Raw genomic sequence first — 18,471 nt, forward strand, 5'->3', positions numbered from 1 at the left:
CAGTGGTAGTAGTATCGATCGTAAGCTACGATGGATATCTCCGCAAAACGGTGATTTTATTTTTAATTTAAATTATAGTAATACATGTAATATGCATAGTGTAAGTACTTGTGTTAAATCCAATATGCAAGATGACTCTGATGAGTCTTCTTTTGCAGTAGCTTGTTGTGGCCCTGAGCTGGAACTAATATCTACGGGATCGGTTGATTTGTTTTCTTGTAATTCAAAATCAACTAATGGATTGTGTGCCTCTGCCTCTAACAAATTATTCGAAAATTTCTGTAATAGCTATAGTTTTATCTCTAATTCTGGAGCGGTATCAGAAATTTGTGGTGATAATTTTTTATATAAGTATGACATTGATTATAGGTATAAGCTTACTGGTAATTTTTTGTCAATTATGGATGGTTATAGGATAAAATTTATTGATAAGACTGACTCAATTTTGGATGTTTTATCCTGCAGTTTTTCTTTTTTTTTGAAAGAACTGGGGGATTATGATAAAAATATGACGTATTTAATAAATAAGGCTTGTTTTTCTTTTTCTAAGTGTGTTTATCGTTTGAGACCTAAATGTATTGATTTTTTACGATCTGATATTATTCCTGCAGTAATAAAAAGTATTTTTGATTCTAAGGTTGTTGATGATGGTTCCGAGCGTGAAATGACCTATCCTGAGATGGAACAGTTTTTTTTATATTTTGTTTCTGCTTTAGATAAGTTGCTTATGTATAGGATAATGAGGTATTGGCAAGATTTTTGTGATAGGAATAACAAAATCTTTGTTTATTATGGAAATCCATTTGATTGTGCATATCGTTTTTATAGAATTAGTGATCATAATATTTATTATCCATCTGCATTTGTCTATAAGTTTGGTAAATTTATTTCCTTTATGGCTGTTGTTAAAATTGATGAAATGTTAGGTTGTTTTGTCGGTAGCTGCATTACTGCATTGAAAAAACTTGTTAATTATAAATGTTCTTGTATTTGTTATTACAGTTCTGGATTCTCTGATAATCTTAATAAATTACGGAGCAAAATTAATGATTTAATAGAAGAAGAGTTTGATAAAAAAATAATAAATGAAGGCATTAATGATAGGTTCAGTAATTTTTTAAAGGATATAGTTATATGGAATGAGGATGGTAGTACTGAGGTAGGTGGGGTATTGATATTTGATAATATTATTGATCATATGCGCAACCTTTTGGTTAGTAAGTTTGTTAGTGATTCACATAAAATTATTGAAAATTTTCAGAAAAAAATGCTGGAATCGCGACGCTCATTAATTTTTAGTAAATATTTACCTGCTATAGAAAATAGATGGGGTGTTAAGCTTCATCCTGAAGATGATTACAAAATTTTATCCATAAAGAGCAAGTTTTTTGGTAAATCTAAGAAAATTATTGGGGATAAGTTTTTTTCAATCTTAAAAGAAGAACGTGTATTGTTAGATGAATCGGTTGATTGGAATAAAATTTCAAAGAGTATATTTCCAATTGCTCAAGAAAATATTAGACATCTTGTTGATGCTGAACATGAAGAAATTTCTAGATTTTTACTTAATGCACGTGTAATAGAAAATATTGATATATTTGACGGATATTGTGCTGGTACTAGAAAAGTTACAGCTGGTGAGAGGGATAATATTTTGAAAATTTCTTACAACAGTGTTCATCGTAAAAATATTATTTTATCTAATAGAGTGTGGAGAGGTCTAATTCAGAATAAAAGTATAAATATCTCAAAAGGAGTTGCTTCTGATTGTCAGTTAGGAGAATCTGAAAAGAACACAGTTTTTGATGTAGGTCGTGCATTAGGTGATGATAATTTTTCGGACGTTAATTTTGAACAAAGTGACCTACCAGCATCTACTCCGGCGTCTTTGTGGTTATTGAGCAAAAAAGACAAAATTTTTAATGTGTGGGGATTAAATCTTCATCCTGATGATGATAAGCTTATTTTTTTTATAAGAAGAAAGTTTTCGTCACAAATTAAAGATCATCTTTATAAGTTATTTTCCGATATGTTGGATCTAGGAATTGTACTTCCGAGTGGTGTTGTGTTGCGTGATTGTTCCTGGGCTGCTGTTTCTGGCGAATTGTATGAAATAGCAATAAAGTCAATCGATTATATTAATAAAAAACAATATGAAGAATTAGATAGGGCCTTATCTAATTCTCGAGTAGTAGATATTGATAAGGGTGATTCTTCATTTTGTATTATTAGGAAAGTTACAGATGATGAAAAAAAAGAACTAGTGACATGTGTGACTAAACTTATCGATAGGAGATTGAGAGATTCTATTAGGTTATCATGGGGTCGTGTCGTTAGTAAGCATTCATCCGATATAGGGTATGGTTACAAAGAAAAGTCAAAGTTTGTGGGAAGCGGTAGAGATGGAAGTTGGGGCGTCAAGCTTCGCTATAGTGACAATATTTCTATTCTTAATGCCAGGAGAAAGTTCTCATCTAGGATTAAACATGTTGTTCGTGATAAATTTAGCAGTATGTTAAATAATAAACATGTATTCGATGATGGTACTTTCATTGGTTTATTTGCTTGGTTCAGGGTATCAAAGAAACTATTGCCACTTGCAAAAGATGAGGCAAGCCCAATTTTAGAAAATCAACGCTTGGAATTAGAAGAAATTATATCCAGATCACGTGTAGTGGTTGATTCGTTTGATAGAGAACTTACACGTGAAGAAAAGTCAGATGTTTTGAAAAATATTATGAGTTTTGCATATCATTCATTAAAAGTTTTGTTTAGGCGAATATGGGATGATGTAATTATTTCTGCGCGAGACGGATCTACTGGTATTGGCGATACTATCGAAAATTTTCCCCCTAACATGGTGGGTTGTGATGTTGTTGAAGAGACTTCGCAGTCAATTGATGATGTAGTTGCTATAGAATTAGGTTCATGCGATAAGGATGACAATTTGATGGTTAATCTTTGTCACGAAGATGATTATGTTGTTCTAAGTGTCAAGAGAAAATTTTCATCTGAAATTTGTAATTTTATCCGTAATAGATATATTGAAATGATAAGGGAAAGTTACGTGTTTGATGATGGAACTGTTATATGCATGTGTTCTTGGCGAGATATATCTAAAAAAATTTTACCCATCCTTAAGAAGGAAGTTGCTGTTATTCTAGAGAAAGAACGCAAAGAAGTGAATGATGTATTGCTTAATTCTCGTGTAGATATTTCTTTATCTAAGGGTTCTGGTGCAACCAGAATAACAAGAAATATTAAATCGGAGGAGGTTCCGATTGTTTTGGAAACGGTCATGAAACCTGTATACAAGCAGGTTTTGCGTAATTTTGGTCAGATATGGACTAAAGTTGTTAACTTGCCGTTGGCAAGATTGGTAGATATTAGTGAGGAACAAAAACTAGAGTTAGATAATATAAAGATAGAATTTATTGGTAGTTTGAGTCCAATTGTGAGCGAAATAGATGGTCCATTATCATCAGCTGCATCAGATGTTTTATATGAAAGGAGTGATAATTTATTTAATGAAGGAGGATTTCTTAGTAGGGTAGATCTGTTATTATCAAGAGCGAAAGTATTTAGTAAATCTGGAGGTGGTAGATTTATTACTGATGAAGAAAAAAAGTGTGTGCTTAAAGAGTTTATGGATCAGGTTCGTTCTGATAGGGATTGTTTTATTCGGAAACGTGTTGGTAAATATTGTAATAAATTAAGATAGAGCAGTTGATTATGGTTATGTATTTTGGGGCTGTGTGATTATTACTTCTAATATTATATATTCATATTTGTCTTTCAGTAACTTTGGATTTATGGTATTCATTCTTTTTTAGTAGCTTGGGTGATTTTTTGGTAGGTTGTAGAAAGATTTAATTGATAGTGAAGAAATTAATATCTCAAAATTATATTTCGGAAAACATAGATTTTGATAGTGAGGTAGGGCATGAAAAGGATGTGTCTTCTATTTCAGTATCTCATGCCATAGATCCTATACTGGCGTCTAGGGTCAATGGAGGTGTTTCACTGATTTGTCCTTCATTGCATAGCGAATCTTTTCTTGCTTCTAATGTAACTCCAGGATTGTTATCTAAAAGTGAAAAAATTGTTGGTATTTGGGGATTAAATCTTCATCCTGATGATGATAAATTTATCTCATTTATTATTAGAAGAAAATTTTCGGTTAGTATCAAGAATCATCTTGTTAAATTATTTTATAGCATCTTGAAAAATAGGGTTCTGCCTCCGAGTGGCATGATTCTATGTGATTCTTCTTGGGTTATTGTTTCTAGTGAATTATTTGAAATAGCCCTAGAATCGATTGATTTTATTAATAAAAAACAATATAGAGAATTAAATAGGGCATTACCTAAATTGCGAATAGTAGATGTTTATGAAAATGATGCTTTATTTTGTGTTATTAGGAAAATTACAGATGATGAAAAAAAAGATCTTATGATATGTGCTAGGAAAATTATAGTTAAAAGATTGAATGCATTTATCAGATTATTATGGTTGTGTATGGTTAATAAGTTTTCAACAAGTGTTTTGTATGGTTGTAAAGAAAATTCTAAATTAATTTCAGAAAGTAATATTGTGGATTTATGGATGGTTAAGCTTAATCATAAAGATAACATTGCTATTTTGAAGAATAGGAGAAAATTTTCTTCCATGATTAAATCTATTGTTCATGACAAATTTAGCAGTATGTTGAGAAATAAATATGAATTTGATGATGGCACTTTTATTGGTGCTTCTTCTTGGTTCAGGGTATCTAATAAATTAATTCCAATTGCCAAAGAGGAGATTGTATCAATTCTTGAGTATCAACGAGAAGAATTAGAAAGAATTATATCTAGAGCACGTGTGATAGTTGATTATAAGGTTGATAGAGATCTCACTAGCAAAGAAAAGTATGCTGTTTTAGAAAATATTATGAATATTACATGTTGTGTCCTAAAAATTTTGTTTAAACGTATATGGGATAATGTAATTACTTCTTTGAGTAATAATTTTTCTGATACTACAGATCATTCTTATGCCTATTCTGAGGTTGGTTGTTCTGTTAAATTTCCTATATTTCCTATTAATAATGTAGTTGATATTGTAGGGATAGAATCAGGTGAGGGTGAAATCTATAGGTATGATAGTATTAAGATTAGGCTTTGTAATGAATATGATAAATCTATTTTAAGCATACGGAAGAGGTTTTCATCTGAAATTAATAAGTGTATTAGTAGTAAATACATGGAAATTATAAATGGAGGTCATAAATTTTGTGGTTGCAATGTTGGTATGTATTTTTGGAGAAATGTATCTAAGAAAATTCTTCCTATTGTTAGGAAAGAAATTGATCCCATCATGGAAAATGAACGTATAGAGATAAACGATATTTTGTTGAGGTCTAGTGCGTGTATTTTTTTATATGATGGTTTGGTTGCAGTGAGATGTCTTACGTTTGATGAAAGGGGTTTAATTCTGGAGACGATTATGGAGTCGGTAAGTAAACAGGTAATGCGTAATTTCAGCAGGATGTGGAATAAAATTATTAGGCTATCACTTTCAAGTTTGAAAAATTTTAAGGAAAATCATGAATCATACCTTGATAACATTAGACTAGAGTTTGTTGGAAGTTTAGGGCCTATTGTTAGTGAAGTTGTTGATTCGTTACCATCGGATGTTGTTATGTCATTGCCATCTAGGTTAGAACACACCGGCTATAATCTATCTGGTGTTATATACGAAAAAAGCCATAGTTTGTTTAATGAAAGAGGTTTTCTTGATAGGGTTAATTCATGTTTGTCAAATTCTAGGTTGGTTGATGCATTTGGAAACTATAGGTTTATTAATGATGAAGAAAAAAAGTACGTGCTTAAAGAATTCATGGATGCCATTGATACAGATATAGATTGTCTTATTAAGAAAAGGATTAAAAGATTGAGAGATTTATTTCCAACTATGTCAATGTATTCACATTATGTTGGTAATGATAGTGGGCATGAATAATAACGATAAAGAATTTTTTGCTCATGGGTGTCTTTATTTGTTTTTTTGATGCTAATGTGGTAGTTATATTTACGGGGATATTAGCTATCATTGGTATAGCTGGAACATCATAAATATTGGTAGCATCATTGTTACTGTTTATATGAGATATAGTAAAACGCATAATATGTATAATATAAGTGCTCTTGGAAACATCCATATCCATCAGGATGATTATAGTAAGTTCTCCGTTGAAATAGCTTGTCAATCTTCATCGTTACTGCCAGTTACTGGATCTGTTGATTCATTTGTTCTTGATTTTGCGGAAACTAATCATTCAACTGATATTTCATCTAATCAATTACTACGATATTTATGTGCAGGATATGGATATAATACTAATATTGAAAATATTTCTGAAGTTTGTGACGATTCTTTTTTGCAGAAATATTCTTCTGAGTGTGGGTATAAGTTTACTGACAATTTTTTGTCAGTAATGAATGATATTAAAATAGACTTTGTTGACAAAGTTGATTCCGTTTTGATTGCTTTGCCTAGTAGTTTTTCTTTTTTTTTAAAAGATGTAGAACACTGCGGTAAAAATGTAGAACATCATAATAAAAATATAATTTATTTAATTAATAAAGCTTGCTATTCTTTTTCTAGAGCCGCATATCGTTTGAGATCTAAATGCATTGATGTTTTGCAGCTTAGTATTATTCCCTTAACTATAAGAAGTATTTTCGATTCCATGATTGTTGATGGTAGTTCCGAGCGTAAAATGACATATCCGGAGATGGAGCGATTATTTTTATATTTCGTTACGACTCTAGAGAAGTTTATTATGGTCAGAATAATGAAGCATTGGAGAGATTTTTGCAATGAAAATAATGGTCTTTTTATAGATCGTTATAACCCATTTGAATGTGCTTATCGTTTTTATAGAATTAGCGTCCCTACTATTGATTGTCCTGCTGCTTTTAACGATAAATTTAGTGAGTGTATTTCTTTTATGGCTATTGCTAAGATTGATATCATGATGGGTGATTTTTTTAGTAAATTAGATGATGAGTTGAAAAAAATAGTTTCCTCTAAATGTTTTTGTATTTGTACCTACAGCGATAATGTTGTTTCTGACCTTGAAAAATTACGTGAAAAATATTTAGATTTGGTAAAAGAGGAATTTGATAAAAAAATAATTGAAGAAAGAGTTAAAGAAAATATAAATAGTTTTTTGAAAAAAGTATTAATTTGGGGTAAAGTCGCTCTTGCAGAAACCAATAAAGTGCTTATTGATAAAATTATTGTGGACAAGCGCAGATTATTAGCAGATGCGTCTACTAATAATCTATATAAGATTATTGATGGTTTTAAGAAAGGATTTTCATTATCCAAAAGAAGAAGTTCCTTGAGGGGTGAAAGATATTTACGTGCCATGGCAGGTAAATGGAAATTAAGACTTCATCCTGAAGATAGTAGTGAATTTTTATCTATTAAAAGAAGGTTTTATGATAATTACAAGAAAGTTGTTAATAGCAAATTTTGTTCCATGCTAAAAGAAGGATGTAAACTTTTAGATGGAACAACTATTAGTGCGGTTGATTGGGATAAGATTTCAAAAAATCTATTTCCTGTTGCGCAAGAAACAGTTAGATGTCTTGTTGATCTTGAACATTCAGAGTTGTCTCGGTTATTATCTAATGCACGTGTTATAGAAAATATTGATATGTCAAATAACTTTTATATTGATATTAGAAAAATTACACCTGAGGAAATAGATAGGCTTTTGAATATTTCAGTTAATTCAGTGCATAAGAAGAACAGGGATTTGTTTAATTTGGTATGGAAAAAATTAATTAGTAAAAATAAAAAAAATTCCATGTCAACAGATATTGATTTTTGTCCTGAATCTATATCGTCTGAAAATGTCATGCCTATTTCTGTGAGTCCTATAATAAATTCAGTTGATGTTGGTGGTCCATCATTTACTACTCACTCAATACAAAGTGATATGCCAGTAGTTGCTACTATGCCAATAGAATTTTTGGGAAAAAGGGATAAAATTATTGATAGATGGGGGTTAAATCTACATCCTGATGATGATAAACTTATTTCATTTATTAGGAGAAAATTTTCTAGTAATATCAAGGATCATGTTACCATGTTGTTTTATGGTATGTTGAAAGATAGAACTGTACTTCCAAGTGGTATTATTCTCAGTGATTATTCTTGGCCTTTTATTTCTCATGATTTATCTGAAGTAGCAATAGATTCAGTTGGACCTATTGTTGATAAACAGTATGCAGAGTTAGATACAGTTTTATCTAAGGCCCGTATAATAGATATTGGAGAAAATTCTGATTCCCTTGGCACTATTAGAAAAGTTACTGATGATGAAAAAGAAAAGATTATGTCACATGCTAGGTGTCTTATAAGCAAAAGATTGAGCGTGTCTATTAGATCGTCATGGCTATCTGTGGTTAACAAGTCTTCAATAGAAATTGGGTATGGTTACAGAGAAAAACCTAAAGATGTTTTTGTAGGCGTTAGAGAAGGAAGTTGGGGAGTTAAGCTTCGTTATATCGATAATGTTTCTATTTTGAGGGCTAGGAGGAAGTTTTCATCTAAGATTAAGTGTGTAGTACATGATAAATTTAGTAGCATGTTAAAGAATAAACATGAATTTGGTGATGGTACTTTTATTGGTGCGTCTGCTTGGTTTAGGGTTTCTAAAAAGTTAGTTCCAATTGCTAGTGAAGAAGTTTGCCCTATTCTTAAAGACCAGCTAGAAGAATTAGAAAAAATTATATCTAAGTCGCGTGTAGTAGTTGGTTTAGTTGATAGAGAAATTACCGACGAAGAGAAGCATACCGTTTTAAAAAATGTTATGAATCTTGCATATCACTCATTAAAGGTTTCTTTTAGAAAGGTGTGGGATAATGTGATTTCTTCTTCAGTTACTGACTCTGCTGATGTTGTGGATCATGCAGAAAATTATGTTTCTGGAGTGGATTGTATTGATGAAGTAGCTTCTTCTTCAGTTAATATGTTAGGTGTTACAGAAGTAGATAAGAGAGATAGTTTGACAGTTAGGATTTGCCATGAGGATGATTATGCTATCCTAAATGTTAGGAGGAAGTTTTCATTTGAAATCTGTAATTTTATTCGTAGTAAATTTTCAGAGATAACGAAAGGAAACCGAAAGCTTGACGATGGTACTACAATTGGTATACGTCCTTGGAGAGATATTTCAAAAAAACTTTTACCAATTGTCTGGAAGGAGATCTATCCTATTATAGAGAGAGAGCGCAAGGAAATAAGATTATCTTTATTAAAGTCACGGGTAGATATTTCTTCTCCTAGTGATTATAGTGCTACTAGAGTTACTAGAGAGATTACAGACGATGAAAGAGTTATTGTTATGGAAAATATTATGAAATCTGTGTACAAGCAGGTGATACGTAAGTTTAGTCAGATATGGAATAAGATTGTTAAATTACCGTTGATATGTTTGGGCGATATTAGTGATGAGTATAGATCAGAGCTCGATAATATCAGGCTAGAATTTATTGGAAATTTTGGATTAGCGTTGAATGAGGTTGTTTATTCGTCATCATCATATTCATACGGTATTGTATTACAAAAGAGCCATGATTTATTTAAGGAAATGGGTGTTATTAATAGAGTTGAATTGTTGTTATCAAATGTAAAAATTTTTGATAAACAAGGAGGTTATAGATTAATTGCTGTTGAAGAAAGTAAATGCTTACTTAAAGAGTTTATGGATATGATTGACACTGATAGGGAGTGTCTTATTAAGAAGAGAACCAGTACATTGAAGGACACATTTTCGATTGCTTAGATAGATATATTTTTACTGCTCTACTAATAAGTAATGGTACTGATGTGATGGTGAATTATTGTTTAACTATGAATTTTATTTTGTACTAATAAAAATAAAGCAAATGAGTTGTATCATTAAATTAATTACTTATGTAAATATTTATAGGCAATATGATAATTTTAGACTACATCAGTTTCCTATAGTGCTATTGGTTACTTATCGTATTGATCATGGTTATCGGTTTTACTTGCCTCATATTCTTTATTCGCTATTAGCAGATATAAGATTAACTTAATATGTGATAGTGATACAGGTTTTATTAGAAGAGGATTATTTATAAAAGTAAATAAGAGCTCAAATAATTTATATGTCATATTATTTTTGTTACGTAAATTATAGAATCAATTATCATTAGTTGTTAAGGCGTAATTTTCTTTATTCTTTATTGATAACTGTACCAGTAAACCACAAGTTATTTATCTTTTTTTGGGAACGTAGCGTAATTATTATATGAATGTTATTTCAATGAGGTAATTTATGAAAATATTATATATTTTATAAGAGTTATTATATTATACTTTTGTGACACTGGAATGATCATATCTTGAGGTGTGGTGATGAATGGTGAGTTAATTTTTAGGTGATGACATCATTTCCCTAGTGTAAGTGAGATATAGCAATGTATGTAATATGTATAATCTAGATGTTGATAGAAATAATGCTCAGGGTGACTATGATAGACTACCTGTTGAGGATAGTGTTTGTCAACATCCACTAGAATTATTAGATGTTGGTTATGTAGATTCATCCATTAATAATCTTACTGCTGATGATAGAATATCTAATATCTTTTCTTCTTCAGATCAATTGTCACAAGATTTATGTGATTGGTATAGATATAGTGGAAATTTTGAAATAACATCAGGTTTTTGCGAAGATAATTTTTTACAGGAGTTCACGGCAAAGTGTGGATATAAAATTACTGAAGGTTTTTTGTCAGTTATGAATAAACATAAGATAGACTTTATGGATAAAGTAGACTCTATTTTAATTTGTTTGCAAAGCAGTTTTTGTTTCTTGAATGAATCAGATTGTAGTTTAAAAAATATAATGATTTTATTATGTAAAGCAGGTTTTTATTTTACTAAAAAAGTACACAGATTAAGGTCTAAATGTATTGATATTTTACAGTTTGATTTTATTCCTATGATAATAAAAAGTGTTTTTTGTTCTAAAGTTATTGATGGTAATTATGAGCGCGAGATGACCTATTATGAGATGGAGCAGCTGTTTTTACATTTTGTTTCTACCTTAGAATGTTTGGTCATGCATAGAGTAATAAAATATTGGAGAGATTTCTGTAATTCAAATAAGGATCTACTATCAAAAATTTCTAGTTCTGATTACATTAATCCGTTTATTTATGCCAATAGTTTTAATGAAATTAATGTTCCTGGCATTACTCATTCTGCTGCTTTTACAAATAAGTTTGGGGTCTATATTTCTTTAATGGCTATTACAAAAATTGATGAGATAATTGATGATTTTGTTAATAAAGTTAATATTGATTTTAAAAAAAGTGTTCGTTCTAAATGTTCGTGTATTTTTAATTACAGTGATAAGTTTCATTATGATATTAAAGAATTAAGGGGTAAAATTAAATTTTTAATAAAAGAAGAAATTAATAAAAAAGTAGAAGAAGGAATTATTAAGGATGAAATTATTAATTTTTTGAAAGAAACATTTGTTTTGAATAAGTGTGGAGGTGTAGAGAAAGATAAATCATCAATTATTTGCAGTATTATTGACTATATGAGAAATTTGTTAGTATGTAAGTCTACTAATAACTCCTATGATATAATCAAAGTTTTTCAAAGAAAGATGACGGTATATGAAAAGCGTCTGTTAACTGGAAAGAAATATTCTAACACCATAAAAAGTAGATGGAACTTAAAACTTCACCCTGATGATGACAATAAAATTTTATCTATCAGAAGGAAATTTTGCAATGAATATAGGAAGATTATTAAAGATAAATTTTGTGCAATGCTAAAGGAAAGTCATAAATTTTTGGATGGTACAGTTATTGAGATGGTTCATTGGAATAAGATTTCTAAAAACTTGTTTCCAATTTCTCAGGAAGCGGTTAGGCCACTTATTATTGCCGAGTACGAAGAGATATCCAAACTGTTGCCCGATATGCGTATAGTAGAAGATATTTATGTATTCGATGGATATTTTGCTGGTACTAGAAAAGCGACAAATGAGGAAAAAGATAGCATTTTGAAAACCTTTACTAATCATGAATACCGTAGAAACTGGAATCTGTCTAATAAAGTATGGAGAGAGTTAACTGATAGCAAATCTATAAATGTATCAAAAGAAGTTGCTTCGGGTGTCGAAGTAGTAGAATTTGAAAAAGATATTACTTCTTCTGCCAGTTCAATCCATACTGTTGATGGAGGTGAGTTATCATCATCCTTATCTTCAGCACAAACTGAACTACCTGTTGTTTCTTTGATGTCAGCAGGGTTAAAAGATAAGGTTGTTAATTCATGGGGATTAAATGTTCATCCTGATGACAGTAAGCTTATTTTATTTATTAGGAGGAAGTTTTCAATCCAACTTATTGATCATATTACTAAATTATTTTGTGGTATGCTGCGAAGTAAAACTATACTTCCAAGTGGTGTGATATTACGTGATTCTTCTTGGACTCTTATTTCTAATGAATTATCTGCAATAGCATTGAAGTCAGTTGAGCATATTACTAAAAGGCAACATGAAGAGTTAGATATAGCCTTATCTAAATCACGTATAGTGGAGATTAATGAAGATGGTCTTTCTTGTGCTATTAGGAATGTTACAGATGTTGAAAAAAAAGATCTTATGGATAGTATTAAGAAATTTATGGATAGAAGGTTAAGGGAGTCTATTAGGTTATCATGGGTACGTATGGTTAGTAAGTATTCATCAGATATAGGGTACGGTTATAGAGAAAAGTCTAAATGTATTACTGGAAGCGGTAGGGAAGGAAGCTGGGGAGTTAAACTTCGCTATAGTGATAATATTGCTATTCTTAATACTAGGAAAAAATTTTCATCTAAGATTAAAGATATTATTCATGATAAATTTACTAGTATGTTAAAGAATAGATATAAATTTGATGATGGTACTTTTATTGGTATATTTGCTTGGCCTAAAGTTTCAAAAAAACTAATTTCAATTGCTAAAAATGAGATTGAGCCAATTCTTGCAGATCAAAGAGAAGAATTAGAAAAAGTTATATCTAGAGCACGTGTTGTGATTGGTTCATTTGATCGAGAAGTTACGTGTGAAGAAAATTCTATAATTTTGGAAAATATTACTAATCTTGTTTGTGGTAGCCTGAAAAAATTATTCAGGAAAATATGGAATGGTATAATTACTTTGTTAAAGGTTGATTTTGTTGGTAAGGGCAATTCATCCCCAGTTAATATTGTTGATATTTCAGAAGTAGATGTTAACAATAGGGATGATAGTTTGATTGTTAGACTTTGTTATGAGGATGATTTAGCTATTTCGAATATAAAAAGAAAAATATCCTCCAAAATTTATGATTGTATAGGTAATAAATTTAGTAAAATTATAAAAAGTAATCATCAGTTTGGTGATAATATTACTATAAGTACTTGTTATTGGAAAAAAATATCAAAAATAATATTGCCTATTGCTAAAGAACAAATTGGTCCACTCCTAGAAAAGGAACGAATAAAAATAAGTGATTTGTTGTTGGAGTCTCATGCAGATATTTCTTCATTTGGTGACCATAGTGAATCTAGAGTTCTTAGGGATCTTACATTTTATGAGAGGTCCATTATTATGGAAGGTGCTATAAAATCTATACGTAAAAATGTTTTTTCTAACTTAGGTAGAATATGGAATAGAATTATTAAATTGCAGTCTATTAATTTGATAGATCTTAGGGAAATAGATAGATCAGAGTTTGATAACATTAGGATAGAGTTTATTGGAATCTTGGGACCGATAGTAAATGAAGCTGTATCTGACTTAAGATATACAAACTCTGATATATATAGTGTTGTATATGAAAGAAGCCGTAATTTGTTTAATGAAAGAGGGTTTATTAACCGAGTAGAGTCATTATTATCTGAAGCCCAAATAGTGGATAAATATGAAAATAATAAATTTCTTACTGATGAGGAAAGGAAAAAATTACTTAAAGATTTTATGGATATTATTGATACCGATAGAGATTGTCTTATTAAGAAACGTGTTAGTATACTTTATTAGTTATTGCTGTATCTGTAGTTATGGAGATTTTTTGTTATGTGGTACTGACTAAATATCTAAAAGACAATCATTTTAATATTTGGTAATTTGATGCTATAGGTATAATGATATGAAGTATTTCTTATCTCAATATCATTTATGGAAGTTATAAATCGAGCTCGATATGATATTTATATGGATCAATATATGATATAGACGATAAAAACGTCCATATATGGACTTAAGATATTTAATTTATTTGTCAACACTGATAAAAGGTGTCATAAAATCAGATATATATTACTTGCTGTATGCTATATGCTTTCTCATTACAATATTTATGAGACGTAACAGTTGTAGATTTAGTAATTTATAATAAAATTTTTTCATACTCATACTTTTGCAATTTTATTTTCTTCATCTAAATGAAATATGGCGTCCGGTATGCGTGATGTAAGTATCAATGTAAGCAATAATGATAAAGATGATTACCATAGGTCATTTGTTGAAGTAGATCGTCAATCTCCATTATCACTAGTAGTTATGGGTTCTGTTGCTCCATCTGTTTGTGATGTTGCTGCTACTAATATTTCAATTTGCTCTGATAAATTACTACAAAATGTACATGATTTATGCAGATACGGTAGTGATTTTGAATCAATATCATTAATTTGTGATGGTATCTTTTTACAGTCTTATACTATTAAGAGTGGGTATAAACTTACTGATAATTTTTTGTCAATTTTGAATCAATTAAAGATAAAGTTTATTGATAAGGTAAATAGTACTTTACTTGATTCACATGATATCTTTCTTGTTCTTATGAAGGATTTAGAGGGTCATTGTGACGTAACTTATTTAATTAACAAATATTGTTATGCTTTTTATAAATATGAACATGGATTGGTATCTAAGTTTGTTGATATTTTACAGTGTGATGTTATTCCTGCAACGATACAAACTATTTTTGACTCCATTGTTATTGACGATAATTGTGAGCGTAAAATGACCTATATTGAAATGGAGCAGTTATTTTTATACTTTGTTTCCTCATTAGAGAAGTTAGTTAAAGTTAATATAGCTGAGTATTGGAGAAATTTTTGTAATAGAAAAAAAGATTTATTGTCATTAATTACAGATGTTGATTTTAGTAGTAAGTTTGTTTGTGTGGGTAATTTAGACAAAATTAATGAATCCATGGTTAATTGTCCCTCTTCATTTACCAATAAGTTTGGTGAATGTCTGTCTTTTATGGCTGTTGCTAAAATTGATGAGATGACATGCAATTTTATTGATAAATGTGATGATGTGCTGGCAGAAGCAATTAATTACAAATGTTTCTATGTTTGTAATTATAGTTGCAAGGCTTGTGATTTCCTTAGAGATTTACGTAATGAATTGCGTGGTGAATTGCGGGATGAATTTAAGACCATAATAGAAGAAGAGTTTAATAAAAGAATGAGAGAAGAAAAAATTAATGATAGATTTACTAGCTTTTTGAATAATTTAATTATATGGAGTAAAAATGATGGCACAGAGGTAAATAGAGCATTAATTTTAGATAATATTATTGATCACATGCGTAGTTTATTAATATATAAATTAACTAGTAATTCATACAAAATTGTTAAATGTTTTCAGATTGGAATGTCAAAGAGAATCCTATCTAAGAAAAGGACCTCATTATCTAAAAAACTACCAATAAATTTTAAATCTTTGAATGAGTTGGAAAATAAGTGGGGGCTTATGATTCATCCTGAAATTGACTATAAAATTTCATCTATTAGGAAGAAATTTTATGATAAATCTAAGAACGTTATTAAATCTAAGTTTTGTGCAATGTTGAATGAAGGATATCAATTTTTGGACGGAACAGTTATTGATGTATTTAGTTGGGATAGAGTTTCAAAAAACTTATTTCCAATTGCTCACGAAACGCTTAGACATCTTGTTGATGATGAACAAGAAGAATTATCTAAGGTTTTGTCAAGTGCACTTATAGTAGAAGATGTTTGTGTGTTTGATGGATGTTCTGCGGGAACGAGAAGTATTACAGTTGAGGAAATAGAACGGATTTTGAAAATTTCTACCGATAGGTTGTATAGCAAAAATATAACTTTATCTAGTAGGGTGTGGAAAGATTTAATTAGTGGCAAAGATATTGATATATCAAAAGAGGATAATTATGTTAGTAAGGCAGTAATATCTGGAAAAGATAAAATTTCTGTAGTGAATAATACAGTGTATGACGGCAATTCATTAGTTTCTGCTTCTTCTCTGCAAAATGATGAATTGCCTATGGTGGTTTCTGTAGGGTTATTATCTAAAAGAGATAAGATGATTAGTATGTGGGGATTAAGTCTTCATCCTGATGATGATAAACTTATTTCCTTTATTATAAGGAAATTTTCAGTTAAGATTAGAGGTAGTGTTAATGAGTTATTTTCCGGGGTTTTGGAAAGTATAATTATTCCTCGAAGCAACATGACAATACGTGATTTTTCTTGGTATTTTGTTTCTAGCGGTTTATTTGAAATGGCTGAAAAGTCAGTTATTACAGTTGTTGAAAGTCTACATGCGGAGTTGCGTGATATTTTATCTAGGGTACGTATAGTTGATTTTTGCGAAAATGATAATTCATCATGCCGTATTAGAAAAGTTACTGATGATGAAAAAAATCATCTTTCTTCACGTTCCAAGAAAATAATAGATAAAAGATTGAAGGATCGTATTAGGAGATTGTGGACTGCTGTGGTTGATAAGCATCTAGCAGATATTGGATATTCTTATAAATCAAAATATAAAGATGATTATGAGGTTGTAACAGAATGTGGGTTAGGAGTTAATCTTTGCCACAAAGATAATATTGCCATTTTGAATGTTAGGAATAAGTTTTTATCAAAAATTAGAGATATTGTATGTGGTAAATTTACTAGCATGTTAATTAATAAACATAAATTTGATGATGGTACTTATGTTGGACTGTGTGCATGGTTCAGGATATCTAAGAAATTGTTTCCCATTGCAAAGGAAGAAGTTAGGAGCATTCTTAAAGAAGAAAGAAAAGAGTTAGAAGAAACTATATCTAAATCTAGGGTAGTAATTGATCTATGTAATGATCGAGAACTTACAGTAGAAGAAAATAATATTGTTTTGGAGAAAGTTACCAGACATTTGGATGATTCATTGAAAAAAATATGCAGAAAGGCCTGGTATGATGTAATTGTTTCTTTAAGTTGTAATTATATTGACACCGTAGACTTTTCAATTACGAGCCCTGATGCAGATGGAATTGATGTATTGAATTTATCAGCTGATGTGTCTGTTATTACAGAGCTTAGTTCGTTTTCAAATTCTAAGGGTGATGTTATAAAAGTTAGGCTTTGCCATGAAGATGATAATGCTATTTTAGATCTTAGAAGAAAATTTTCATCTAAAATCTATAGTTATGTTGGTAATAAATTCAGAGAAATGCTGAAGGAAAGGTATATATTTAACGATGGTACTATCATAGGTGCATGTCCATGGAGATATATTTCCAAAAGGATTTTGCCGATTATTAAAGAGGGAATTGATCCTATTTTAGAAAAAGAACGAAAAAAGATAAGTGATATATTATTAAAATCACGTGTAGATGTTTATTCTCTTGATGATTCTAGTACAGCCATAGTAGCTAGAGAACTTACATGCGATGAGCAATCTGCTGTTATGGAGACAGTTATGAAAAATGTTCATAAAAAGATAGAAGTTAATTTGGGTAAAATATGGAATAAAGTTATTAAATTACTGCCATCAGTATTTTTGCTAGATCTTAGAGAGGTAGATAGATCTGAGCTTAATAACATTAGGTTGGAATTTATTGGAAGTTTGGTGACAATTGTTAATGAGGTTATTGATTTTATGTCTTCGGATGCTGATTCTGCTATAGATGATAAAAAACTTAATGTATTTAATACTGTATATGAAAGAGGATGTAACTTATTTAATGAAGGGGGGTTCATTAATAGGGTAAAATTATTATTATCAGAGGCTAAAGCGGTTGATAAATTTGGAAAGGATAGATCTATTACTGATGAGGAAAGGCAAATCTTATTTAGGGAGTTTATGGATGATATAGACTCTGATAGATATTATCTTATCAATAAACGTGTTGGAAAATTAAAGAGTATATTTATTACTACTTAGCTGAGTATTGTTATTTATGCAACAGATGATTTACTTGTGTTTTATGTTACTGAAAAAAGTGTTTGTAATAACTAAAAATTTATTAAGTAATTTATATTATTCGTAATTTTTATCTGTAAAAAATAATTAGTATAGGTTTAATTTTTATGCCAAATGTATTTTATTATTTGGTTGGATATTATTTACCC

Annotated in this window: 5 protein-coding genes; all 5 read left to right on the forward strand. The window is 30.0% G+C overall.

Annotation, left to right across the window (positions count from 1 at the left end; genetic code table 11):
- Positions 1–91 precede the first annotated feature (91 nt).
- On the forward strand, positions 92–3,721 hold the full coding sequence (locus tag Arg41_RS04150; RefSeq protein WP_092343518.1) for a hypothetical protein: 3,630 nt from the start codon (positions 92–94) through the stop codon (positions 3,719–3,721).
- 152 nt (positions 3,722–3,873) lie between these two features.
- On the forward strand, positions 3,874–6,003 hold the full coding sequence (locus Arg41_RS04155; RefSeq protein ID WP_141663204.1) for a hypothetical protein: 2,130 nt from the start codon (positions 3,874–3,876) through the stop codon (positions 6,001–6,003).
- 166 nt (positions 6,004–6,169) lie between these two features.
- Positions 6,170–9,844, forward strand: coding sequence for a hypothetical protein (locus Arg41_RS04160; protein WP_141663205.1), 3,675 nt, complete (start codon positions 6,170–6,172; stop codon positions 9,842–9,844).
- A gap of 672 nt (positions 9,845–10,516) precedes the next feature.
- Positions 10,517–14,119 (forward strand): hypothetical protein, encoded by a 3,603-nt coding sequence (locus Arg41_RS04165; RefSeq protein ID WP_141663206.1) that lies wholly within the window; start codon positions 10,517–10,519, stop codon positions 14,117–14,119.
- A 423-nt stretch (positions 14,120–14,542) separates the two neighbouring features.
- Entirely contained in the window at positions 14,543–18,283 is a 3,741-nt protein-coding gene (locus tag Arg41_RS04170; protein WP_092343522.1) for a hypothetical protein, read from the forward strand.
- Positions 18,284–18,471: the final 188 nt, after the last annotated feature.

It is taken from the genome of Candidatus Ichthyocystis hellenicum (assembly GCF_001460935.1).
In the GTDB taxonomy this organism is placed as follows: Bacteria; Pseudomonadota; Gammaproteobacteria; order Burkholderiales; family 2013Ark19i; genus Ichthyocystis; species Ichthyocystis hellenicum.

Coding starts and splice junctions, on each gene's coding strand:
- Arg41_RS04170 (WP_092343522.1), top strand. CDS start 14,543: ATGCGTGATGTAAGTATCAATGTAAGCAATAATGATAAAGATGATTAC.
- Arg41_RS04165 (WP_141663206.1), top strand. CDS start 10,517: ATGTATAATCTAGATGTTGATAGAAATAATGCTCAGGGTGACTATGAT.
- Arg41_RS04160 (WP_141663205.1), top strand. CDS start 6,170: ATGTATAATATAAGTGCTCTTGGAAACATCCATATCCATCAGGATGAT.
- Arg41_RS04150 (WP_092343518.1), top strand. CDS start 92: ATGCATAGTGTAAGTACTTGTGTTAAATCCAATATGCAAGATGACTCT.